General features: G+C 71.9%; 23 protein-coding genes. 17 read left to right on the top strand and 6 right to left on the bottom strand.

The window, feature by feature from the left end; genetic code table 11:
- Positions 1–25 precede the first annotated feature (25 nt).
- Complete coding sequence (locus OUY22_RS07095) at positions 26–1,477, top strand: putative quinol monooxygenase (protein WP_270153982.1); 1,452 nt, start codon at positions 26–28, stop codon at positions 1,475–1,477.
- A 3-nt stretch (positions 1,478–1,480) separates the two neighbouring features.
- Here the strand turns inward: OUY22_RS07095 and OUY22_RS07090 are convergent, their stop codons facing one another.
- The gene (locus tag OUY22_RS07090) at positions 1,481–1,717 is read right to left on the bottom strand and encodes a glutaredoxin family protein (RefSeq protein ID WP_270153981.1); all 237 of its coding nucleotides are present in this window, start codon (positions 1,715–1,717) and stop codon (positions 1,481–1,483) included.
- Between the two features lie 131 nt (positions 1,718–1,848).
- Here OUY22_RS07090 and OUY22_RS07085 point away from each other — a divergent pair, with 131 nt between their 5' ends.
- From OUY22_RS07085 to hemL, 7 genes are all read left to right on the top strand, one after another.
- Positions 1,849–2,526 (top strand): redox-sensing transcriptional repressor Rex, encoded by a 678-nt coding sequence (locus OUY22_RS07085; protein ID WP_270153980.1) that lies wholly within the window; start codon positions 1,849–1,851, stop codon positions 2,524–2,526.
- On the top strand, positions 2,523–3,779 hold the full coding sequence (locus OUY22_RS07080; protein WP_270153979.1) for a glutamyl-tRNA reductase: 1,257 nt from the start codon (positions 2,523–2,525) through the stop codon (positions 3,777–3,779). The genes OUY22_RS07085 and OUY22_RS07080 overlap by 4 nt, the downstream gene beginning before the upstream one ends.
- Positions 3,779–4,690, top strand: coding sequence for a hydroxymethylbilane synthase (gene hemC / locus OUY22_RS07075; protein ID WP_408638121.1), 912 nt, complete (start codon positions 3,779–3,781; stop codon positions 4,688–4,690). Before OUY22_RS07080 ends, hemC begins: the two co-directional genes overlap by 1 nt.
- Before the next feature lie 35 nt (positions 4,691–4,725).
- Positions 4,726–6,231 carry a bifunctional uroporphyrinogen-III C-methyltransferase/uroporphyrinogen-III synthase gene (locus OUY22_RS07070; RefSeq protein ID WP_270153977.1) on the top strand — a complete coding sequence of 502 codons (1,506 nt, stop codon included), beginning with the start codon at positions 4,726–4,728 and terminating at the stop codon, positions 6,229–6,231.
- Positions 6,228–7,211 (top strand): porphobilinogen synthase, encoded by a 984-nt coding sequence (gene hemB / locus OUY22_RS07065; RefSeq protein ID WP_270153976.1) that lies wholly within the window; start codon positions 6,228–6,230, stop codon positions 7,209–7,211. Before OUY22_RS07070 ends, hemB begins: the two co-directional genes overlap by 4 nt.
- Positions 7,212–7,341: 130 nt before the next feature.
- Positions 7,342–7,971 (top strand): bifunctional DNA primase/polymerase, encoded by a 630-nt coding sequence (locus OUY22_RS07060; RefSeq protein ID WP_270153975.1) that lies wholly within the window; start codon positions 7,342–7,344, stop codon positions 7,969–7,971.
- A gap of 9 nt (positions 7,972–7,980) precedes the next feature.
- Positions 7,981–9,270, top strand: a complete 1,290-nt coding sequence (gene hemL / locus OUY22_RS07055) for a glutamate-1-semialdehyde 2,1-aminomutase (protein ID WP_270153974.1) — start codon at positions 7,981–7,983, stop codon at positions 9,268–9,270.
- Positions 9,271–9,414: 144 nt separating this feature from the next.
- Here hemL and OUY22_RS07050 read toward each other — a convergent pair whose 3' ends face one another.
- Positions 9,415–10,311 carry an EamA family transporter gene (locus OUY22_RS07050; protein WP_270153973.1) on the bottom strand — a complete coding sequence of 299 codons (897 nt, stop codon included), beginning with the start codon at positions 10,309–10,311 and terminating at the stop codon, positions 9,415–9,417.
- A gap of 204 nt (positions 10,312–10,515) precedes the next feature.
- Here OUY22_RS07050 and OUY22_RS07045 point away from each other — a divergent pair, with 204 nt between their 5' ends.
- Entirely contained in the window at positions 10,516–11,436 is a 921-nt protein-coding gene (locus OUY22_RS07045; protein ID WP_270153972.1) for a LysR family transcriptional regulator, read from the top strand.
- On the opposite strand, the gene OUY22_RS07040 is transcribed toward OUY22_RS07045, so the two are convergent.
- On the bottom strand, positions 11,429–12,289 hold the full coding sequence (locus tag OUY22_RS07040; RefSeq protein WP_270153971.1) for a DMT family transporter: 861 nt from the start codon (positions 12,287–12,289) through the stop codon (positions 11,429–11,431). The genes OUY22_RS07045 and OUY22_RS07040 overlap by 8 nt on opposite strands.
- 89 nt (positions 12,290–12,378) lie before the next feature.
- On the opposite strand from OUY22_RS07040, the gene OUY22_RS07035 reads away from it, so the two are divergent.
- From OUY22_RS07035 to ccsB, 5 genes are read left to right on the top strand one after another with little or no spacing between them, the layout of a single operon-like run.
- On the top strand, positions 12,379–13,020 hold the full coding sequence (locus tag OUY22_RS07035) for a histidine phosphatase family protein (RefSeq protein WP_270153970.1): 642 nt from the start codon (positions 12,379–12,381) through the stop codon (positions 13,018–13,020).
- Positions 13,021–13,075: 55 nt separating this feature from the next.
- On the top strand, positions 13,076–13,642 hold the full coding sequence (locus OUY22_RS07030; RefSeq protein ID WP_270153969.1) for a TlpA family protein disulfide reductase: 567 nt from the start codon (positions 13,076–13,078) through the stop codon (positions 13,640–13,642).
- Positions 13,635–14,357, top strand: coding sequence for a cytochrome c biogenesis CcdA family protein (locus OUY22_RS07025; RefSeq protein ID WP_270153968.1), 723 nt, complete (start codon positions 13,635–13,637; stop codon positions 14,355–14,357). The genes OUY22_RS07030 and OUY22_RS07025 overlap by 8 nt, the downstream gene beginning before the upstream one ends.
- The gene (resB, locus tag OUY22_RS07020; RefSeq protein ID WP_270153967.1) at positions 14,357–15,916 is read left to right on the top strand and encodes a cytochrome c biogenesis protein ResB; all 1,560 of its coding nucleotides are present in this window, start codon (positions 14,357–14,359) and stop codon (positions 15,914–15,916) included. The genes OUY22_RS07025 and resB overlap by 1 nt, the downstream gene beginning before the upstream one ends.
- Complete coding sequence (gene ccsB, locus OUY22_RS07015; RefSeq protein WP_270153966.1) at positions 15,906–16,925, top strand: c-type cytochrome biogenesis protein CcsB; 1,020 nt, start codon at positions 15,906–15,908, stop codon at positions 16,923–16,925. Before resB ends, ccsB begins: the two co-directional genes overlap by 11 nt.
- 148 nt (positions 16,926–17,073) lie before the next feature.
- Here ccsB and OUY22_RS07010 read toward each other — a convergent pair whose 3' ends face one another.
- A complete protein-coding gene (locus tag OUY22_RS07010; protein WP_270153965.1) occupies positions 17,074–17,370 on the bottom strand; it encodes a PLDc N-terminal domain-containing protein in 297 nt (98 codons plus the stop codon).
- A 118-nt stretch (positions 17,371–17,488) separates the two neighbouring features.
- Between OUY22_RS07010 and OUY22_RS07005 the strand changes: the two genes are divergently transcribed.
- Both OUY22_RS07005 and OUY22_RS07000 read left to right on the top strand, forming a co-directional pair.
- Complete coding sequence (locus OUY22_RS07005; protein ID WP_270153964.1) at positions 17,489–18,562, top strand: hypothetical protein; 1,074 nt, start codon at positions 17,489–17,491, stop codon at positions 18,560–18,562.
- 10 nt (positions 18,563–18,572) lie between these two features.
- Complete coding sequence (locus tag OUY22_RS07000) at positions 18,573–18,815, top strand: hypothetical protein (protein ID WP_270153963.1); 243 nt, start codon at positions 18,573–18,575, stop codon at positions 18,813–18,815.
- A 166-nt stretch (positions 18,816–18,981) separates the two neighbouring features.
- Here the strand turns inward: OUY22_RS07000 and OUY22_RS06995 are convergent, their stop codons facing one another.
- A complete protein-coding gene (locus tag OUY22_RS06995) occupies positions 18,982–19,203 on the bottom strand; it encodes a BldC family transcriptional regulator (RefSeq protein ID WP_026214226.1) in 222 nt (73 codons plus the stop codon).
- 257 nt (positions 19,204–19,460) lie between these two features.
- Between OUY22_RS06995 and OUY22_RS06990 the strand changes: the two genes are divergently transcribed.
- Positions 19,461–19,679: a DUF4229 domain-containing protein gene (locus tag OUY22_RS06990; protein WP_270153962.1), complete on the top strand. Its 219-nt coding sequence runs from the start codon at positions 19,461–19,463 to the stop codon at positions 19,677–19,679.
- Here OUY22_RS06990 and OUY22_RS06985 read toward each other — a convergent pair.
- Positions 19,676–20,881, bottom strand: coding sequence for a hypothetical protein (locus OUY22_RS06985; RefSeq protein ID WP_270153961.1), 1,206 nt, complete (start codon positions 20,879–20,881; stop codon positions 19,676–19,678). The two genes, OUY22_RS06990 and OUY22_RS06985, sit on opposite strands and share 4 nt — an antisense overlap.
- Positions 20,882–20,951: the final 70 nt, after the last annotated feature.

Below are 20,951 nucleotides of genomic sequence, written 5' to 3'. Positions count from 1 at the left end.
TTTGTCCGGCAGCATTGGAGACACCATGGAGATCCTCGTTGCCGTCATCGCTTTCGCAGGTGCGCTCCTGGCCGCCGTCGCGGCCGGAGCCCTGGTCAGGCGGTTGCATGAGGAGCCGGAGGGCTGGCTGATCGCCTGGGCCGTCGCAGCCGGCCTGCTCTGCCTATCGCTCGGCGTGATCGGCGTCGGCCACCTGATCGGGTTCGGGACGGTCACCTTCAAGATCTTCCAGCTGACGGGGTCGCTGCTGGCGCCGCTCTGGCTGGCCATCGGACTGATCCAGCTCCTGGCGGAGAAGACGCCGCCGAAGTTCGGGGCGTGGCTGTTCGGCGTCGGCTTCACGGTCACCGCGTCGGTGATCCTCCTCATGGACCCGCTCAAGTCCGAGGAGATGGGCAAGAGCCTGCCCGACGCGCGCGCACACTGGGCGATCATCCCCGACTACCTGCTGCTGGCCGCCCACGCGATCGCCGCCCTCATCATGGCGGGCGCCGTGCTGGTGGCCGCGCTCCGATGGCGCGACGGCGACGAGTACGACACCGACAACCTGCATGCCTGCCTGGTGATCGTGCCGTCCGGGCTGGCCCTGATGGGGGCGATGCGGTTCGCGGTGCCCGGCGTGTTCACGACCGTGCTGCTGATCGTCGCCGCCGCCGCGATCTGGTACACCGTGCTGCGCCCCCTGGCCCCGTACGAGGACGACGACGAGTACGACGACTTCGACGCCGAGCCGAGCCAGGAACGGCGGCCGACGGGACGCCGGGCGGAGCCCGAGCCCGTCACCGCGAGCCCGCAGGGCCCGGCCACGGGGCCTGCCCCGCCGCGCCGGTCGGGGCTGGGCGACCTGGTGGCCGAGTACCGCGCCACGGGGGAGACCGACTACGCGGCCCGGATGTCCCCGGGCGACCGCGGCCCGTCCACCGGGGAGACCGGGTACGCCTCGCGCAGGCAGCCGCCCGACCCCGGCCCGTCCACCGGATACGTGATGAACGGCCACCACACCCGCCACGCCACGCCGGCGGCCGACTCCGACGGGCCCGCCACCGGCGCGATCTACCCGGCCGCCGACGTGTTCACCCCGCGCGTGCCGGCGACCGGCCCGCAGCCCGCCGTCCCGCCGGCCCCGCAGGGCCCGTCGGCGAAGCTGTCGCCGAAGATCTACGGCATGCTCACGGTCTTCACGCTCATGGACGGCGCCGGGGCCGCCTTCGACCGGCTGGCCGAGCAGACCGTCGAGGCGGTGCGCAGGGGCGAGCCGGACACCCTCGTGTACGCCTGCCACGCGGTCAAGTCGGCGCCCCTGCAGCGCATCGTCTACGAGATCTACCGCGACGAGGTGGCCTACCGCGACCACCAGCGCCAGCCGCACGTCGAGCGGTTCATCAACGAGCGCCAGGCCATGGTGCTCGCCACCAACGTCATCGAGCTCGACATCAACGCCGCCAAGGTCGTGCCGCTGCCGACGGTGATGTTCTAGCCGCTAGTCGGCCAGGGCGGCGCGCAGCCGGTCCTCGGAGACGCGCCAGAAGTCGTGCTGGACCCCGTCGATCAGCGTCACCGGGATCATCTCCGCGTAGCGTTCGCGCAGCTCGTCGGAGGTCTCGATGTCCACCTCCGACCAGGGGACGCCCAGCTCGCCCGCCACCCGGGCGATGATCTCCCGGGCGTCCTCGCAGAGGTGGCAACCGGGCTTGCCGATGAGGGTGATGCGATGCATGTCACCCACCGTAGCGCCACTTGCCAGGGTGCCTACTTTGTGCATCGGTTCACAAAGGGATTAACCTGAAAGGCGGTTCGAATACAAAGCCACGCGGCCCACGGTCGCCCGTTCCCCTGGAGCTCCCGCACGTGAAGAGCCCGTCCCACCCCCGCGATCGTGGCATCCCCGAGGCTACGGTCGCCAGGCTGCCGCTCTACCTGCGGGCGCTGCACGGGATGGCTGAGCGCGGGATCGCGACGGTCAGCTCCGAGGACCTGGCCACGGCGGCCGGGGTCAACTCGGCCAAGCTCCGCAAGGACCTCTCCCACCTGGGCTCCTACGGCACCCGCGGCGTCGGCTACGACGTGGAGTATCTCGTCTACCAGATCTCCCGCGAGCTCGGCCTGACCCAGGACTGGGCCGTGGCCATCGTCGGCGTCGGCAACCTGGGGCGCGCCCTGGCCAACTACGGCGGGTTCGTCTCCAGGGGCTTCCACGTCGCCGCCATGTTCGACGCCGACCCCGACGTCGTGGGCGACACCATCGCGGGGTTGAATGTTGAACATATTGACGCACTGGAAGCCGTGATCAAGCGGCGTGGAGTTTCGATCGTGGTTCTGGCGACACCTGCGGCAGCCGCACAGGAAGTGTGCGATCGTGTCGTTGCCGCCGGGGTGACCAGCATCCTCAACTTCGCCCCGGTCGTCCTCTCCGTTCCCGGCTCCGTCGACGTGCGGAAGGTCGACCTTTCCATCGAACTGCAGATTCTCGCGTTCCACGAGCAACGCAAGGCGGGGGGGCCACTCATGGCAGTGGACACGCAATGAGTGTTCTGGCGATCGGGCTCAGCCACCGGACCGCACCGGTGGCCATGCTGGAACGCGTGTCGGTCACGGGCGAGGCGCTGACCAAGCTCCTGCACGACGTGCGGCAGGAGGCGTGCGTGGCCGAGACCTTCGTGGTCTCCACCTGCAACCGGGTCGAGGTCTACACCGCCGTCGACCGCTTCCACGCCGCCGTCACCGTCGTCACCGAGCTGCTCAGCCGCCACTCCGGCGTGCCCGTCGACGAGCTGACGCCGCACCTGTACGTGCACTACGAGGAGCGGGCGGTCGAGCACCTGTTCTCGGTCGTGTGCGGCCTCGACTCCATGGTCGTCGGCGAGGCCCAGATCCTCGGCCAGGTCCGCCAGGCGCTCAAGCTCGCGCAGAAGCACGGCACCATCGGCGCCACGCTGAACGAGCTGGCCCAGTACGCCCTGCGCGTCGGCAAGCGGGCCCAGACCGAGACCGGCATCGACAAGGCCGGCGCGTCCCTGGTGAGCGCGGGGCTCGCGCTGGCGGGCGACGTGACCGGCCGGCGCGCCCTGGTGGTCGGCGCGGGCTCGATGAGCTCCCTGGCCGCCGCCACGCTGGCGCGCGCCGGGGTGAGCGACATCGTCATCGCCAACCGTACGTTCGAGCGCGGCGCCCGCCTGGCCGCCTCCGTCGGCGGCCGGGCGGTGGAGTTCTCCGCGGTCGGCCGCGAGCTGGCCGAGGCCGACCTAGTGATCACCTGCACGGGCGCCGGGCGGCACCTGATCACCGCCGACATGATGACGCGCGGGGCGTTCCTGCTCGACCTGGCGCTGCCGCACGACATCGATCCCGCCGTGCGCGCCGTCCCCGGCGTCACCCTCGTGGACCTGGAGACGATCCGCGAGTCCGGCATCGGCTCCCACGAGGACGACGCGGTGCGCGCGTCCCGCTGGCTGCTCGCCGAGGAGCTGACCGCCTACCTCGAGGCCGCCCGCGCCTCGCGGGTCACCCCGACCGTCGTGGCGCTGCGCAACAAGGCGGCGAGCGTGGTCGAGTCCGAGCTGGGCAGGCTGATGATGCGGATGCCCGACCTGGACGACAGGACCAGGGACGAGCTGACGCTGACCGTGCAGCGCGTGGTCGACAAGCTGCTCCACGAGCCCACTGTGCGTGTCAAGCGGCTCGCCACCTCGCCGGGGGGCGATCATTATGCCGAAGCGCTGCGCGAGCTGTTCGACCTGGATCCGAAGATGCCCGAAGCCGTAAGGGAGGTAGAGCTGTGATCTCGCGGCCCCTGAAGCTGGGCACCCGTCGCAGCCTGATGGCCACCACGCAGTCGCGGATGGTGGCCGACGCCTACACCGAGCTCACCGGACACGCCATCGAGCTGGTCGGCGTCACGACGTTCGGCGACGTGAGCAAGGCCCACCTCGCCCAGCTCGGCGGCACCGGCGTGTTCGTCAGCGCGCTGCGCGACAAGCTGCTCGAAGGCGAGATCGACTTCGCGGTCCACTCGCTGAAGGACCTGCCGACCAAGGCGGACCCGCGCATCGAGCTGGTCGCGCTGCCCGCCCGCCACGACCACCGCGACGCGCTCGTCGGCCCGGTCGCGTTCGCCGACCTGCCCGCGGGCGCCCGCGTCGGCACCGGCTCGCCGCGCCGCGTCGCCATGCTCCGCGCGCTCCGGCCGGACCTGGAGTACGTGCCGATCCGCGGCAACGCCGAGACCCGCATCGGCAAGATCGCCGCCGGTGAGCTGGACGCGGTCGTGCTGGCCGCCGCCGGGCTCAACCGGATCGGGCGCACCGCCGAGATCGCCGACCTCTTCGGGATCGATCAGCTGCTGCCGGCCCCGGGCCAGGGCGCGCTGGCCGTCGAATGCCTCTCGGACCGGGCCGACCTCGTCGAGTTCCTGTCCGTGCTCGACGACCCGCGGACCCGCTCCGCGGTGACCGCCGAGCGCACCATCCTGGCCGCGCTCGAAGCCGGCTGTTCTGCCCCCGTGGGTGCTTTCGGGCTCGATGACGGGCAGACTCTTCACCTGACCGCCGCGGTCGTCGCCATCGACGGCCGTCAGGCGGTGCGCAAGTCCACCGCCGGCTCTCCTTCGGAGGCGGAAGATCTGGGCCGCCGGCTCGCGGCCGAGATGCTTCACGAAGGGGCCGACAGATTGATGGGGGAGCAATCCCATTGAGCTCCGATAGTCCTACCTCCGGTTTCGTCGCGTTCGTGGGCGCCGGGCCCGGTGATCCCAATCTCCTCACCCTGCGCGGCGCCGAGCTGCTCGCCAAGGCCGACGTCGTCGTGCCCGGCGAGGAGGCGCACCGCGCGCTGCTGCGCCACAGCCGGCCCGAGGTGGAGGTGGCCGAGGGCGACTACCTCCGCCACGCCGCCGCCGGCCGGCTCGTCGTGCGCCTGTGCGAGGGCGACCCGATGCTGTTCTCCACGGTGGCCGAGGAGGTCGCGGCCTGCGCCGCGGCGGAGGTGGACTTCGAGATCGTGCCCGGCGTGCCGTCCGCGACCGCCGTGCTCGCCTACGCCGGCATCCCGTCGGCGGTGTCGGTGCCCGAGTTCCGCGTCGTCGACGCCGCCAGGGAGCAGGACTGGGCGTCCCACGCCGCCTGCCCCGGCACGCTCGTCATCTACCACGGCCTGGCCGACGTCGTGGCCATCGGCAAGGCGCTGGTCGCCGGGGGCAAGCCCGACACCACGCCGGTGGCCGTCACCTCCTCCGGCACCACCACCGAGCAGCACACCGTGGTGTCCACGCTCGGCAGGTTGCAGGCCGATCTCAAACACGCCGGGCTGGCCGAGCCCGCCCTGATCGTCGTGGGCGAGGCCGTCGGCCGGCGCGACACGCTGTCGTGGTTCGAGACCAAGCCGCTGTTCGGCTGGCGGGTGCTGGTCCCGCGTACCAAGGAGCAGTCCCGGTCGCTGTCGGAGCAGCTCGTCTCGTACGGGGCGGTGCCGGAGGAGGTGCCGACCATCTCGGTCGAGCCGCCGCGCACCCCGCAGCAGATGGACCGCGCCATCAAGGGCCTGGTCACCGGCCGCTACGAGTGGGTGGCCTTCACCAGCGCCAACGCCGTCAAGGCGGTGCGCGAGAAGTTCGAGGAGTACGGGCTCGACGCGCGGGCCTTCGCCGGACTCAAGGTCGCCGCGGTCGGCGACGCCACCGCGCGGGCGCTGGTCGAGTTCGGCGTCAGGCCCGACCTGCTGCCGTCCGGCGAGCAGTCGTCGGAGGGCCTGGTGGCCGAGTGGCCGCCGTACGACTCGATGCTCGACCCGATCAACCGGGTGCTGCTGCCCAGGGCCGACATCTCCACCGACACGCTCGTCGCCGGGCTGACCGAGCTCGGCTGGGAGTGCGACGACGTCACGGCCTACCGCACCGTGCGGGCCGCGCCGCCGCCCGCGCCGATCCGCGAGGCGATCAAGGGCGGCGGGTTCGACGCCGTGCTGTTCACCTCGTCCTCGACCGTGCGCAACCTCGTCGGCATCGCCGGCAAGCCGCACAACGTCACCGTCATCGCCGTGATCGGGCCGCAGACCGCGAAGACCGCCGAGGAGTTCGGGCTGCGCGTGGACGTCATGGCCGACCGGCCCTCCGCCTCGGCGCTGGCGGCGGCGCTGGCCGAGTACGGCGCCAAACAGCGGTCGGCGGCGCTCGCCGCGGGCGACACGCCGCGCCGGCCGTCCCAGACCCGCCGAGGCGCCAGGAGGAGAGTCAAGTGAGCGCCCAGTTCCCCGTGGCCCGTCCGCGCAGGCTGCGCCGCACCCCCGCGCTGCGCGCGATGATGGCCGGGACCAGGCTGCACCCCGCCGACCTGATCCTGCCCCTGTTCGTCAAGGAGGGCATCACCGAGCCGCACCCGGTCGGCTCCATGCCCGGGGTCAGCCAGCACAGCCGTGACTCGCTGCGCAAGGCCGCCCACGAGGCGGCCGAGGCCGGGGTGGGCGGGCTCATCCTGTTCGGCGTGCCCGCCGTCAAGGACGCCCGCGGCTCGGCCGGCGATGACCCCGACGGCATCTTGCAGGTGGCGCTGCGCGACGTGACCGCCGAGGTCGGCGACGCTCTCGTGGTGATGGCCGACACCTGCCTCGACGAGTTCACCGACCACGGCCACTGCGGCATCCTCACCGGGAGCGGCGAGGTCGACAACGACGCCACCCTGGAGCGCTACGCCGCCATCGCGGTCGCGCAGGCCAGGGCCGGCGCCCACATGGTGGCGCCGAGCGGCATGATGGACGGCCAGGTCGCGGCCATCAGGAAGGCGCTCGACGCCGAAGGGTTCGCCGGGGTGCCGATCCTGGCCTACTCCGCCAAGTACGCCTCCGCCTTCTACGGGCCGTTCAGGGACGCCGCCGAGTGCGCGCCGCAGTTCGGCGACCGGGCCGGCCACCAGCAGGACCCGGCCGGACCGCTGGAGGAGGCGCTCCGCGAGGTCAGGCTCGACCTGGCGGAAGGCGCCGACGCCGTCATGGTCAAGCCCGCGCTGGCCTACCTCGACGTCATCCGCCGCTTCCGCGACGAGGTGGACGTGCCCGTCGCCGCCTACCAGGTGAGCGGCGAGTACGCGATGATCGAGGCCGCCGCCGCCAACGGCTGGGTCGACCGCGACCGCATGATCATGGAGTCGCTGGTGTCCATCAAGCGCGCCGGGGCCGACCTCATCCTCACCTACTGGGCGACCGAGGTGGCGCGCCGTCTCTAACCCAGGGGTTTCCCGTCAACTCCTGAGACGTGTGCGTTAGAGTGCCATAAGAAGTGCTGGTGTGTCCCGCGTGCGCGTCAGGCCGGGAGAACGGGGCTGCCTCGGGCACGTAATCGTGACGGGAGACACCATGGTGGGGGTACCTCTGGCTCGCCGTACCAGGAAACGGTCGCGGCACACCCGGTTGGACGCCGTGCTCGGCTACGCCGCTCTGGGCTGGCCCGCCGTGCCCGGCGCGCACCCGCTGCGCAGCGGCCCCCGGGCCTGCTCGTGCGACCGCGTCGGCTGTCCCGATCCCGGCGCCCACCCCGTCTCGCCCGCCTGGAACATCCAGGCCACGACCGACACGGCCCAGCTCACCCGCTGGTGGCGGTACGACCCCGAGGCCAACGTCATCCTGCCCACCGGCCGCGTCTTCGACGTGTTCGACGTACCCCTGTCCACCGGACTGTCGGCCCTGGCCAGGATCGACGCCACCGACACCCCCTCAGGCCCGGTCGCCGCCAACGGCGACCGGGTCTTGTTCTATGTCGCCACCCGGGGCAACCCCGAGGACGAGGACGAATGGTGGTCCTGTCAGCTCGACTGCGACCCGGCCACCATCGAGGACACGCCCGGCCTGCGCTGGCACTGCCGTGACAGCTACGTCCTGGCCCCGCCCTCCACTCTCACCACCGGTCAGCCCGTCTCCTGGCTGCGGCCCCCCGACGGCCGCCCGCTCCCCGACCCGCTCCGCGTCCTGGAGCTGCTGGCCGACTAACCTGTTCGCGTGAGCCGTACACAGAACTCCGAGGACCTGTTCGCCCGCGCCTGCGCCGTCGTGCCGGGAGGGGTGAACTCGCCGGTCCGCGCGTTCGGCGCGGTCGGCGGCACGCCGCGCTTCATGGTCTCCGGCCAGGGGCCCTACATCACCGACGCCGACGGCAACCGCTACGTCGACCTGGTGTGCTCGTGGGGTCCGATGATCCTCGGCCACCGGCATCCGGCGGTCGTGGAGGCGGTGGCGGAGGCGGCCGCGCACGGTTTCTCGTACGGGACCGCGACCCCGGGGGAGGTGGCGCTGGCCGAGGAACTCGTGGCCCGGGTGGCGCCCGTGGAGAAGGTGCGGCTGGTCAGCTCCGGCACCGAGGCCACGATGAGCGCGGTGCGGCTGGCCCGCGGGTTCACCGGCCGGTCCAAGGTGATCAAGTTCGCCGGCTGCTACCACGGCCACGTCGACGCGCTGCTGGCCTCGGCCGGGTCCGGGGTGGCGACGTTCGGGCTGCCCGACACGCCCGGCGTGACCGGCGCCTCGGCGGCCGACACGATCGTGCTGCCCTACAACGCGATCGACCTGGTCGAGCAGGCCTTCGAGGCGGCGGAGATCGCCTGCGTCATCACCGAGGCGTGCCCGGCCAACATGGGCATCGTGCCGCCGCTCGACGGCTTCAACAGCCGCCTGCGCGAGCTGTGCACCCGGCACGGGGCGCTGCTCATCGTGGACGAGGTGCTGACGGGCTTCCGCGTCTCGCCCTCCGGCTGGTACGGGCTGGACCCGGTGGACGCCGACCTGATGACGTTCGGCAAGGTCATGGGCGGCGGGCTCCCGGCGGCGGCCTTCGGCGGCCGGGCCGAGGTCATGGCCTACCTGGCTCCCGAGGGGCCCGTCTACCAGGCGGGCACGCTGTCGGGCAACCCGCTGGCCTGCGCCGCCGGCCTGGCCACGCTGCGGGCGCTCGACGCCGACGCCTACACCAGGGTCGACGCCGCCGCCGCCGCGGTGGCCGGGGCCGCCACCGCCGCGCTGACGGCCGCCGGCGTGCCGCACCGGCTGCAGACGGCGGGCAGCCTGTTCTCCGTCTTCTTCACCGACCGGCAGGTGACGTCCTTCGCCGACGCCCAGACGCAGAACACGGCCGCCTACCGGGCGTTCTTCCACAGCATGCTCGACCAGGGCGTCTATCTGCCGCCGTCGGCGTACGAGGCGTGGTTCCTGTCGGCCTCCCACGACGACGAGGCTCTGTCCAGGATCGCCGACGCCCTCCCGGCCGCCGCCAAGGCCGCCGCCGCGGCCCTCTGACGGCCACCGGGCCGGGGCACGAGAACCATCGAGCCTCCCACGTGGTCATTCGCGAGCTGCGAACGACAATCTCCCAGATCTGCCGGAGATCGATTCCCTGATTCGCGGTCGGGCTTTTTCGCTGATCCGCCGGGCGGGGAGTCGCTATTTCGCGAGGGCGGTTTTCCCTGGTTCGCGGGCCGGTGGCTCGGGGATGCGGCGGCGGGTGCCGGCGTACAGGACGCCGGTGACGATGAGGACGGCGGCGGCGAGGCGGGGCCAGGTGAGGGGCTCACCGGTGAAGAGGGCGGCCGTGCTCATGCCGAAGACCGGGACCAGGAGCGTGTACGGGGCGACGGTGGAGGCGTCGTAGCGGCGCAGCAGGAAGCCCCAGACGCCGAAGCCGCCGAGTGTCGAGACGAAGGCCACGTACAGCAGGGACAGCCAGCCCTCCAGCGGCGCGGCGAGCGTGGGCACGCCCTCCAGCCAGAGCGACAGGAGCAGCAGCGGCGGGGACGACAGGGCGCTGACCCAGACCATGAAACGGAGGGCGTCGGGCGGGGCGGCCCTGCGCTGGGCGACGTTGCCCAGGCCCCAGGCCGCGGAGGCGGCGACGCACAGGGCGAAGGCGCCGATCGGGCCGGAGCCGCCGAAGTCGGCGGCGACCAGGGCCAGGCCGCCGAAGGCGACGGCCAGCCCGGTCACGCGGCGCGCGGTGAGCCGCTCGCCGAGAAGCGTCACCGCGAACAGGATCGTGAACAGCACCTGCATCTGCAAAACCAGTGAGGTCAGCCCGGCGGGCATGCCGGCTCGCATGCCCACCAGGAGCAGGGCGAACTGCCCGGCGCCGAGCGTGGCCGCGACGGCGGCGATCCACCGCCACCGCACCGCCGGACGGCCGACGAGGAGCAGGGCGGGGAAGGCCGCCAGCGCGAAGCGCAGGCCGGCGTAGAGCAGGGGAGGGAAGTGCTCCAGCCCCACTTGCATGACGACGAAGTTCACGCCCCACACGGCGGCGAGCCCGATGGCGAGCGCCAGGTGGAGGGGGCGGAGGGTGGTCACCGAGACCCTGACCGGGGCGAGGCTCAGGCGGCTCTGCGGTGGCGGGCGCGCTGTTGCCGGGCCTGGTCGGCGAGGGTCTTCAGGTAGGAGGTGGATCGGTACGGCTGCTTCTTCTGCTTAAGGATTCGCATGCAACTATTTTCCAGCGCTTCAGAATGAAGGACAAGCGAGACTTTCTTGGGTTCACGCTTTAGACTCGCTTACATGTTGGACCTGAACCGGCTGAAGGCCCTCCACGCGGTGCACGTGTACGGCTCGGTGGGAGCCGCCGCCGACGCGCTGATGGTCACCCCGTCCGCCGTGTCGCAGCAGATCGCCAAGCTGGAACGGGAGACCGGCGCCCGGCTGGTCGAGCGCAACGGGCGCGGGGTCCGGCTGACCGACGCGGCCGGACTGCTCGCCGAGCACGCCGAACGCATCCTCGCCCTGGTCGAGACCGCCGAGGCCGACTTCGAGGCGCTGCGCGGCGAGGTCGTCGGCCGGCTCAACGTGGCCGCGTTCCCGACCGCCGCCCGCGGCCTGATGCCCGGCGCGCTCGCCGCGCTCCGCCGGCGCCACCCCGACCTTTCGGTGAACCTGTACGAGCGCGAGCCCGAACGGATGATCCGCGAAGTGGCCAGGGGAGAGCTCGACCTGGTGCTCGTGCAGGACTGGATCAACCGGCCGATGCCGATCCCCGACGGCCTGTCCAGGAAGACGCTGCTCGACGACATCGCGGACGTGGCGCTCCCCGCCGACCACCCGCTGGCCGCCGGCAAGGAGGTCGAGCTGTCCGCCCTCTGCGGCGAGCGGTGGATCAGCTCCGCGCCGGGCACCGTCTGCCACGACTGGCTGGTGTTCACCCTGCGCAGCGCCGAGCTGGAGCCCGTGATCACCGCCATGGCCGACGAGTACCCGACCCAGCTCGCGCTGGTCGCCGCCGGGCTCGGCTGCGCGATCGTGCCCCGGCTGGGCCGCGACCTGGTGCCGCCGGGCGTCCGGATGGTGCCCCTGCTGCCCCGGCAGAGCCGCCGGATCTACGCGCTCTGGCGCAACGACGCCGCCCGCCGCCCCGCCATCCGGGCCACGGTCGACGCGCTCGTCCAGGCCAGCAGCGGCGAGGAGAACGGCTGGGCGGTCAACTGAGCGCGATGGCCACCACGCCACCGACGATCACGCCCGCGGCCGCCAGCCGATGGCGCAGCCCGTCCTCGGCCAGCAGACGCCCGCCCAGCACGACCGCGATCAGCACGCTGATCTCACGCGCGGGCGCGACCAGGCTGACCGGAGCCCTGGTGAAGGCCACCAGCACCAGCAGGTAGGACACGAACGCCAGCACCGCGGCCGCCACGATCGTGCGCCGGTGCGCCCGCCAGGCGGGCGCCACCAGCGCCCGCCGCCGCCCGCGCAGCACGAACGGGGCCAGCGCGATCGCCCGGCCCGCCTCGCCCAGGTAGTTCAGCAGGATCGGCGCCACCGCGAAGGCGCTCACCACCCGCGAGTCCCAGACCGTGTAGGCGGCGATGAACACGCCGGTGACCAGCCCGAACGCCACGCCCTTCAGGTTGGCCTGACCGACGCCCCCGCTCATCAGGAACACGCCGGCGCCCACCAGCAGGATCCCCGCGATGCCCACCGGCGACGGCCGCTCGCCCAGGAACAGCACCGCCACCAGGCTCGCCAGCATCGGGCCCGTGCCGCGCGCCACCGGGTAGACGACCGACAGGTCGCCGCTGCCGTACCCGCGTTGCAGGAGCACGAAGTACCCCAGGTGGATCGCGGTGCTCACCCCGATCACCGCCAGGTCCTGCCACCCCAGCCGGGGCCGCGCCACCAGCAGGAACCCGGCGAACAGGGGACTCCACACGACCGCGCCCGCCGCCGCCACGAGCCAGACGAAGACCAGGCTGTCGACGTGGGCGGCCTTCTTGCTCAGCAGGTTCCACGACGCGTGCGCCACGGCCGCTGTCAGGACGAGCGCGAGGGCTAACGGGTCCAATCGGACGGCTCCTTCCGGAGCCAGACTCTACTCCCCGGGCGATCGCCCCTGGCGATCAGGTGCGGCCGAGCGGTTAAGCTGAGGCCACCATGGCTGAAACCACCGTCGTTCATCTGCTGCGCCACGGTGAGGTGCACAACCCGGGCGGCATCCTCTACGGCAGGCTGCCGGGCTATCACCTGTCCGAGACCGGCGAGCTCATGGCCAAGACCGTCGCCAAGGCGGTGTCCGGTCGCGACATCGCGGCCGTCTACAGCTCGCCGCTGGAGCGCGCGCGCGAGACCGCGGCGCCCGTGGCGGCCGCGCACGGGCTGGAGATCCAGATCGACGAGCGGCTGGTGGAGGCCGGCAACCTGCTCGAAGGCCGGACCGTTGGGCAGGGGCTGCACATCCTGCGCAGTCCGCGCAACTACCGCTACTTCTGGAACCCGATGCGCCCCTCCTGGGGCGAGCCCTACCCGGTGATCGTCGCGCGCATGCGGGCGGCCATCGACGACGCCAGGGAGGCGGTGCGCGGCCACGAGGTCGTCATGGTCAGCCACCAGCTGCCCATCTGGGCCGTCAGGATGGCGGCGGAGGGCCGCCGCAGGCTGTGGCACGACCCCAGGCGACGGCAGTGCGGCCTGGCCAGCCTGACCACCTTCACGTTCGAGGGCGACCGGCTCGTCAGCGTCGGCTACAGCGAGCCCGCCGGGTCGCTGCAGAGGGGACCCAGCGTCCCGGGCGCCTGATGTCGCCGGTACAGTTGCAACTCTACCGGTTGTAGTACAAGGAGATCTTCCTTCCGTGCGCGCGAAGTCCATCTCCCTGCTCCTTATCGCTGCTCTGGTGACGGGGTGCGCCGGCAGCCAGAGCGGGCAGCCGCAGGCGGGCGACACCCGGTTCGTCGCCGGTGACGGGAAGATGCAGGTGTTCGAGGCCGCGGAGCGCAAGCCCGCGCCCGCGATCGAAGGCCCCGCCCTTGACGGTGGCACGGTCTCGCTGGCCGCCCACAAGGGCAAGGTCGTCGTGCTCAACTTCTGGGCGTCGTGGTGCGCCCCCTGCCGGGCCGAGGCCCCCGTGCTCAAGGAGGTCGCGGCCGAGACGAAGGCCGGCGGCGTGGAGTTCATCGGCGTCGACTTCAAGGACCGCAAGGCCGACGCGCTGGCGTTCGAGCGCACCGAGAAGCCGGGCTACCCGAGCATCTACGACCAGCCGGGCAAGGTCGCGCTGGCCTTCCAGGGCACGGTCCCGCCCGCCGCCATCCCGTCCACGCTGATCATCGACAGGCAGGGCAGGATCGCCGCCAGGGCGCTCGGCGCGGTCCGCTACACCGACCTGAAGAACGCGGTGATCAAGGTGCGCGATGAATGACGTCGTCGCCTCCGGCTCCCTGCTGCTGGCGGTGCCGATCGCCGCGCTGGCGGGGCTGGTGTCGTTCCTGTCGCCGTGCGTGCTGCCGCTGGTCCCGGGCTACCTCTCGTACGTGACGGGCATGAGCGACGACCCCAAGCGGGGGCGGCTGGTGCTCGGCGCCACGCTCTTCGTGGCCGGGTTCGCGGCGGTGTTCGTGCTCAGCGGCGCGCTGTTCGGGCAGCTCGGCCAGGTCCTGCTGGTCAACGCCGACGTGATCACGCGGGTGCTCGGCGTGCTGACGATCCTGCTCGGGCTGGTCTTCATGGGCGTGTTCCCGTGGCTGATGCGCGACGTGCGCGTCCACAAGCTGCCCGCCGCGGGACTGGCCGGGGCGCCGCTGCTCGGCGTGGTGTTCGGTCTCGGCTGGACGCCGTGCATCGGGCCCACCCTGGCCGTGGTGCTCACCCTCGGGCTCAACGAGGGCAGCGCCTCGCGCGGCGCGCTGCTGGCCGTCGCCTACGCGCTGGGGCTCGGGCTGCCCTTCGTCGCCGCCGCCCTGGCCTACAGCAAGGCGCTGCGCACCTTCCGCGCGATCCGCCGGCACTCCCTCCTGATCACCAGGGTCGGCGGCGGCATGATGGTGGTCGTCGGCGTGGCCCTGGTGACGGGCCTGTGGGGAGAGATGATCGCGACCATGCAAGGGCTGATCGGCAGCTTCAGGCCGGTGATCTGATGACGATCTCCGAGCTGGAGCGCGAGCGCGAGCAGCGCCGACCGGCCGGGGTCGGCCCGCTGGGCTGGCTGCGCTGGGGCTGGCGCACGCTCACCTCGATGAAGACGGCGCTGATCCTGCTGTTCCTGTTCGCGCTGGCCAGCATCCCCGGCTCGCTGCTCCCGCAGCGCGGCGTCGAGCCCGAACGGGTGGCGCAGTTCTACCAGCAGAACCCCGCGCTCGCCGAGGTGTACGACCGGTTCCAGCTCTTCGACGTCTTCAGCTCCGTCTGGTTCGCCGCCATCTACCTGCTGCTGTTCACCTCGCTGATCGGCTGCATCATCCCGCGTACCGGCGCCTACCTGCGCGAGCTGCGCCGCAAGCCGCCCGCGGCGCCGCGCAACCTGTCCCGGCTGCCGCACCACGCGTCCTTCGCGAGCGACCTGACCGTCGAGGAGGCGGTCAGGCGGCTGCGCAAGCTGCGCTTCCGCGTCCGCGCCGGCGACGGCTGGGTGGCCGCCGAGAAGGGCTACCTGCGCGAGACCGGCAACCTGCTCTTCCACATCGCGCTGCTCGGCCTCCTGGCGGCCGTCGGCGTCGGCTCCGTCTACGGCTACCGCGGCAACGTGCTCGTGGTCGAGGGCGACGGGTTCGCCAACACCGTCGCCGCCTACGACCGCTACATGCCGGGGGCGCGGGTCAACGCCGAGTCGCTGGAGCCGTTCGCGTTCGAGCTGAGCGACTTCCAGGCCACCTACCAGGTCGGCGGCCGGAACTCCGGCCAGGAGCTCGACTACTCCGCCCACCTCAAGGTCAACGACTCGCCCGGCGCGCCCGCCCGCGACTACGAGCTGAAGGTCAACGAGCCGCTCGTGGTCAACGGCACCCAGACCTACCTCATCGGCCACGGCTACGCCCCCGTCTTCCGGGTCACCGACGGCAAGGGGCAGGTCGCCTTCGACGGGCCGGTGCCCTGCCTCATCGAGGACAAGCCCACGCTCACCTCCGGCTGCGTGGTCAAGGTGCCCGACGCCGAGCCGTCGCAGCTCGGGTTCCTGCTGCGGTTCCTGCCGACCAGCACCCCGCTGAAGGACGGCGGTCACGCCTCGTCCTTCCCCGGGGCCGTCGTCCCCGAGGTGCAGGTCCTCGGCGCCTTCAGCGGCGACCTCGGGCTGCGCTCCGGCACCCCGCAGTCCGTGTACGAGCTCGCCCCTCCCGAGATCCTCAAGAAGCTCAAGCCTCTGGTGATGGGCGAGGCCGCGGGCGACCCGCTGGCCGTGGGCAAGGCGCTGGAGCTGCCCGACGGGGCGGGCAAACTGGAGTTCACCGGCGTCAAGGAGTGGATCACCCTCCAGATCGCCTACGACCCCGGCAGGCTCCCGGCCCTGCTGGCGGCGGCCACGGCCACCATCGCCATCGTGTTCTCGCTCACCATCCGCCGCCGGCGGGTGTGGGTACGGATCAAGGACGGCACGGCCGACGTGGGCGGGCTCACCAGGACCGAAGGGTCCGCCGCCGGGTTCGCCGAGGAGTTCGACGACATCGTGAAGCAACTGGCAGGAGACAAGGATGTCCGCTGAGACACTCGCAGAGCTGAGCGACCTGCTCGTGCTCTCCGCTGTCCTGCTCTATCTGGGGGCCATGATCGGGTTCGCGGTGGAGCTCGCGTTCGGCAAGGCGCGTGCCGACACTGCCAGGTCGCGGGCCGGCGCCCGGGTCACGGTGGGCGTCGGCGCGGCCGCGGAGCCGGGCGAGAGCGGACCGGACCCGGCGCCCGAGGGTACGACGGACGTCCTGGCGTCCCCCGGCGGGCCTGCGGCCGGCGACGTCGTCCCGGCCGCGGAGGGTCCCGAGCCGCCGGCCTGGGCCCGTACGGCCGGCCTGGTCGCCGTGGCCGTCGCCTGGCTCGGCTGGGCCGCCAACCTCGCCGCCATCGCCACGCGCGGCCTGGCGGCGGACCGGTGGCCGTGGGGCAACATGTACGAGTTCGTGGTGGCCATCTGCTTCGCCGCCGTGAGCGCGTTCCTGATCACCAACGCGCGGCAGAACATCCGCTTCGTCGGGGCCTTCGTCATGGTCTCGGCCGCGCTCGGGCTCGGCCTGGCGGTGCTCAAGTTCTACACGGCGGCGGGGCCGGTGGTGCCGGCGCTCAACTCGTACTGGCTCGCCATCCACGTCTCGGCCGCGATCCTGGCGGGTGGCCTGTTCACGCTGGCCGGCGCGGCGGGCATCCTCTACCTGGTGCGCGGGGACGGGCTGTCGCGGCTGCCGTCCCGCGCCGACCTGGAGAAGGTGGCCCACAAGGCCATCGTGGTGGCCTTCCCGCTGTGGACGTTCGCCGTCATCGCCGGCGCGCTCTGGGCGGACAAGGCGTGGGGCCGCTACTGGGGCTGGGACCCCAAGGAGGTCTGGTCGTTCATCACCTGGATCGGCTACGCGGCCTACCTCCACGCCCGCGTCACCGCGGGCTGGCGCGGCAACCGCGCGACCGTCGTCCAGCTCATCGGGTTCGCGTGCCTGCTGTTCAACCTGTTCGGGGTCAACATCCTCTTCCCCGGCCTGCACAGCTACGCCGACGTCGGCGGCTGACCTCGTGCCCGGGGGGCTACCCGGGCACGGCCGTGAGGGGCCGCCGCGCACGGAACGCCCGGCCCGTTGACGAGGCGCGGGCCGGCGTGGGTCCAGGCCGACCCAGGGGGCCCCGAAGGGCGTCCCGGGAAGGCGGCCGGAGGGGGTGTCAGGCCTCGGACTCGCCGCGGAGGCGGCGGTCGAGCTCCTGCAGGAAGTCGGGGTCGTCATCCGGGCCCTTCGGCGCCGGGCCGCTTTCGACGGGCGCCGGACCCGCCGTGACGACCGTCCTGGGACGGCCGCGCATCATCCAGAAAGCGCCCCCGACGAGGGGGACCGCCGCCACGATGATCAGCCATACGGCCTTGGGGGAGTGCCGGACCTCTTCCTCGGGGGTGGTGATGACGTCGAACAGCGAGAACAGCCAGAAGGCCAGAAGAGCCAGGCCGATTAGAACACCTGCCATGCCCGAACTGTAAGCCATCTTCAGACTGATCGTGCCATCTGATGCCCCATTCCAGGTGACTGAGGAAGATCTGCGTCGTACCGTGGAACCCGGTTCTCACCGGCAGGCGAGAGGTGCGATGGCCATTTCCAGTGACAAGGGACGCCATCGGCGGGGCCGATGGTGGCGGCGCGGCTCCTACCTCTTCTCCCGGCGCACCGAGGCTCCTCCCGAGGCCGAGCGCTCGTTCTGGGCCAGCCGCGTGAGGCGGTCCCGCGACGCCGGTCGGCCGGGCGCCGACGACCCCGACCGCGAGCCCCGCGACGAGCCGGGACGGACGCGCCGCCCGGACAAGGGCCGCCCGGAGGTGGGCCGCCCGGAGGTGGGCCGCTCGGAGAAGGACCGCTTGGAGAAGGACCGTGCCAGGAGTCGTGACCGGGCGTGGGGCCGGGCGTGGGACCAGGCGTGGGAGAAGGACCGGCCGCGGCGCTGGGAAGGGCGTGAGCGGCTGTCGGCGGCGGTCGTCGAGGAGCCGCGCTACACCTGGTACGACTTCGAGCTGCAGGACGCCGTGCCCCGGGCGCGGCCCAACCGGCCCGATCTGCCGCCGATGGGCGACGGGCTCAGTCACTGCGGCAAGCTGGAACGCATTCTGCACCGCCAGTGGGACTCCCGGCTGGGGCCGCCGCCGCCCGAGGTGGTGCGGGCGGTGGAGAGCCTGGCCCGGCTGCCCGACCGGCTCAAGGAGAAACTGGCCGCGGGCCTGGAGGGCATCTACGTCGGGCCCGGCGGCGTCCCCGACCTGGACGACATGGGCTACCTGCGCGGCGCGCCGCTGCCGTCCGGCCGCGCCACGTGGGACATCTGCGCCGGCGCGTACGGGGAGCGCAAGATCGTGGTGGGCGACCGGCCATCGCCCACGCCTGACGTGATGATGCACGAGGTGGGGCACGCCATCGACGACATCGACTCGGCGTTCGGCGAGTGGGTGTCGGACTCGCCGGAGTTCGCGGCGCTGTTCCGGAGGGTGGAGCCGCTGCTGGTGTCCTCGTTCCACCGGCAGGGCGGCGGGCTGGGCCGCAAGGAGTTCTTCGCCGACGCCTTCGCCGCGATCGCCGCGCGTCAGCGTCCGGCCCTGGTCGACATGCTCGGCGGCAACACGCGGATGGCGCTGGACGTCATGCTGTTCTTCAACAGGCGCTACGGAATCTAGGTGGTAGGCCATGTACGTCATCCGGCTCGCTGACGGCACCCTCAGGGTGCCGCGGAGCCTGGCCAGCGAGGACCGGCGCCTGATCGGCAACGGCTACGTGGAGGTCGGGCCGGACGACCCCGAGTACGTCCGGTGGCTGCCCGAGTCGGTGACCGAGGAGGAGGCGGCCGAGCGCCGGCGCCGCTGGGTGGAGGAGAACGACGCGCTGGAGCGGGAGTTCCTGGCTTTCAAGGCGGACCAGGACGAGGCGTGAGAGCCCGGGAGATGGGGAGAGCGGGCTCGGCAGCCTGGCAGGCGCCAGCCACGATCGGCGGTTGGCGCCTTTCACCGTGCTCGGCCGCGGGTTGGACCAGTGGGCACGCGGACGGAGGTCCCGTCTCGGTGATCCTGACGGGCAGGATCACCGACCGGACGGCACGTCAGACGCGCGGGGACTCACCTGCCGGCCTGTCGGCCGTAAGAACGTCCTCGCCTCGGAGGAGGGCGTGCACTTCCGATTCGCGGAAGCGCCGGTGCCCTCCGGGGGTGCGGATACTGCTGATTCGGCCTGCCGCAGCCCAGCGCGTAACCGTCTTTGGGTCTACCCGGAAGAGGGCGGCAACCTCTCCAGGGGTCAGCAGACGCTCGCTGCTACTCTCCACCAATCTCTCCCCCTCGCATCCCGCTTCCTGCCAGCGGGCGGACAGGTAACCAGTGTGTCGAGCGAAGCCTGATTTATCCGTGGTTTTGTGCAAAGATCACGGGTTGTTATCAGCTGACTGCCCGATTGTTATATGATAGAGCCTCTTTGGGGCTCTCGTGGGTGTTTCTTTACGAAACACCCTAACTGGGAACAGTAGCAGCGCTCGCGCCCGATGCGAAGAGCGAGCGGTCCGACGGGCCGAGTAATCTCGACCTCGTGCATCCCGTTCTCGTTTACACCGCGTCGCGGATCGGCCTGTTCATCATTGCCCTCGGCGTGTTGTGGCTGACCGGGCTGGAACACCCCGTGCTGCTGATCGGAGGGGCGTTCCTGGTCAGTGGATTCGCCAGTTTGGTCCTGCTGTCCAAGCAGCGGGACGCGATGAGCGCCCGCCTCACCGACAGGCTGGACCGTCCCAAGCCGCAGGACGACTAGGGCAGCGGGAACATGCCAATCCGGGCATGGTACTCCCGCCCGAGTCTCGTTGTGTCACTACCGACAAGTAGTCCGCTGCTATGCGTGAAAAACGCCTTCACGCCGATGCCGCGCTCCCGTCCCGGATTCCAACTCAGGGCCTTTCCCGTACGCGGATGAATGGCCGCGATGCCCTCGCGCGCCACGGCCCCCGGACCAGCGGAGTCGCGGCCTCGCGGATTGTGCAGCCAGCGCAGGTGACCGCCCACGTACACGGCGGCGCCGGTGACCGCGACCGAGTAGAGCGAGTCGCCGCCGGTGTGGTTGACCCAGGTGGGCTCGATGTCCTCGCCGCTCGCGTACGTCTCGAACCGGGCGGCGGTGTCGCACATGCCGCGGCGCGGCCCGCCGGTGGTCACCACCACGAAGTAGCGGCCGTCCGGCGAGATGTCGAGCCCTCGCACGTACGAGGGGAACACGTCCTTGCACTCGGCCGCGTAGACGCCGGTGCGCCAGGGGGCGACGGCGGCGACCGGGCGGCTCACGTCCACGACGCCGACCTGCGGCCGGGAGCGGCCGTTGAGGGTGGTGAAGCTGCCGTCGAGCACGAGCCGGTCGCCGGCCACGGCGAGCGCGTGCACCCGCACCTTCCGGGTGAGCGGCCTGGCGGGGACGACGCGGAAGTCGGCGTCCGCCGCGCCGGTGACCGCGTCGAGCCGGGCCAGGGCGACGCGCGGGCTGGTGAAGTCGCCGCCCACGTAGAGGTGGGAGCCCCTGCGGGCGAGCGTGGCGACGGCGCCGCCGGACACGCCGGGCGAGAAGGAGCGCACGGCCTGTCCGGTGGCCAGCTCGACGCGGGCCAGGGCGCGGGCCGGGGTGAAGCCGACGGCGGAGAAGTCGCCGCCGACGTAGACCGTGGCGTCCGGGCCGGGAGCGAGGCTGTGGACCGTTCCGCGGACGTCGGGGGAGAAGCGGGTCAGCACCCGGCCGGTCTTGAGTTCGTAGGCGAACAGGTTGGCGCGGGCGTACCTGACGGTCCTGGAAGCGTCGGCCACCTCGCTGAAGGAGCCGCCGACGACGACGGTGTCGCCGATCACGGTGATGGCGTTGACGATGCCGTCCAGTACGTGAGGGGTGCTGTCGACAGGGTCGGCCGAGACCACGCCGGAATGCGCGGTGGGGGCCGAGGCGATGATCGCCGCCAGGGCGACTCGGGCAAGCATTCGACAATTCATAGCAGACATTAGGTAGTCTCGCGGCTACTTTCCGTCACTTGTCGGGATGGCCCTAGGC

The organism is Nonomuraea corallina, from assembly GCF_027620315.1.
Lineage (GTDB): Bacteria > Actinomycetota > Actinomycetes > Streptosporangiales > Streptosporangiaceae > Nonomuraea > Nonomuraea corallina.
The sequence above is the reverse complement of the archived record's forward strand: the minus strand, read 5'-3'. Positions and strand labels throughout refer to the sequence as shown.

Bases quoted from the DNA above. Each gene is read 5' to 3' on its own strand.
- OUY22_RS07060 (WP_270153975.1), top strand. From the start codon at position 7,342: ATGGTGGGGGTACCTCTGGCTCGCCGTACCAGGAAACGGTCGCGGCAC.
- OUY22_RS07045 (WP_270153972.1), top strand. From the start codon at position 10,516: ATGTTGGACCTGAACCGGCTGAAGGCCCTCCACGCGGTGCACGTGTAC.
- OUY22_RS07000 (WP_270153963.1), top strand. From the start codon at position 18,573: ATGTACGTCATCCGGCTCGCTGACGGCACCCTCAGGGTGCCGCGGAGC.
- OUY22_RS07025 (WP_270153968.1), top strand. From the start codon at position 13,635: ATGAATGACGTCGTCGCCTCCGGCTCCCTGCTGCTGGCGGTGCCGATC.
- OUY22_RS07080 (WP_270153979.1), top strand. From the start codon at position 2,523: ATGAGTGTTCTGGCGATCGGGCTCAGCCACCGGACCGCACCGGTGGCC.
- ccsB (WP_270153966.1), top strand. From the start codon at position 15,906: ATGTCCGCTGAGACACTCGCAGAGCTGAGCGACCTGCTCGTGCTCTCC.
- OUY22_RS07095 (WP_270153982.1), top strand. From the start codon at position 26: ATGGAGATCCTCGTTGCCGTCATCGCTTTCGCAGGTGCGCTCCTGGCC.
- OUY22_RS07035 (WP_270153970.1), top strand. From the start codon at position 12,379: ATGGCTGAAACCACCGTCGTTCATCTGCTGCGCCACGGTGAGGTGCAC.
- OUY22_RS07005 (WP_270153964.1), top strand. From the start codon at position 17,489: ATGGCCATTTCCAGTGACAAGGGACGCCATCGGCGGGGCCGATGGTGG.
- OUY22_RS07010 (WP_270153965.1), bottom strand. From the start codon at position 17,370: ATGGCAGGTGTTCTAATCGGCCTGGCTCTTCTGGCCTTCTGGCTGTTC.
- OUY22_RS07090 (WP_270153981.1), bottom strand. From the start codon at position 1,717: ATGCATCGCATCACCCTCATCGGCAAGCCCGGTTGCCACCTCTGCGAG.
- OUY22_RS06985 (WP_270153961.1), bottom strand. From the start codon at position 20,881: ATGCTTGCCCGAGTCGCCCTGGCGGCGATCATCGCCTCGGCCCCCACC.
- resB (WP_270153967.1), top strand. From the start codon at position 14,357: ATGACGATCTCCGAGCTGGAGCGCGAGCGCGAGCAGCGCCGACCGGCC.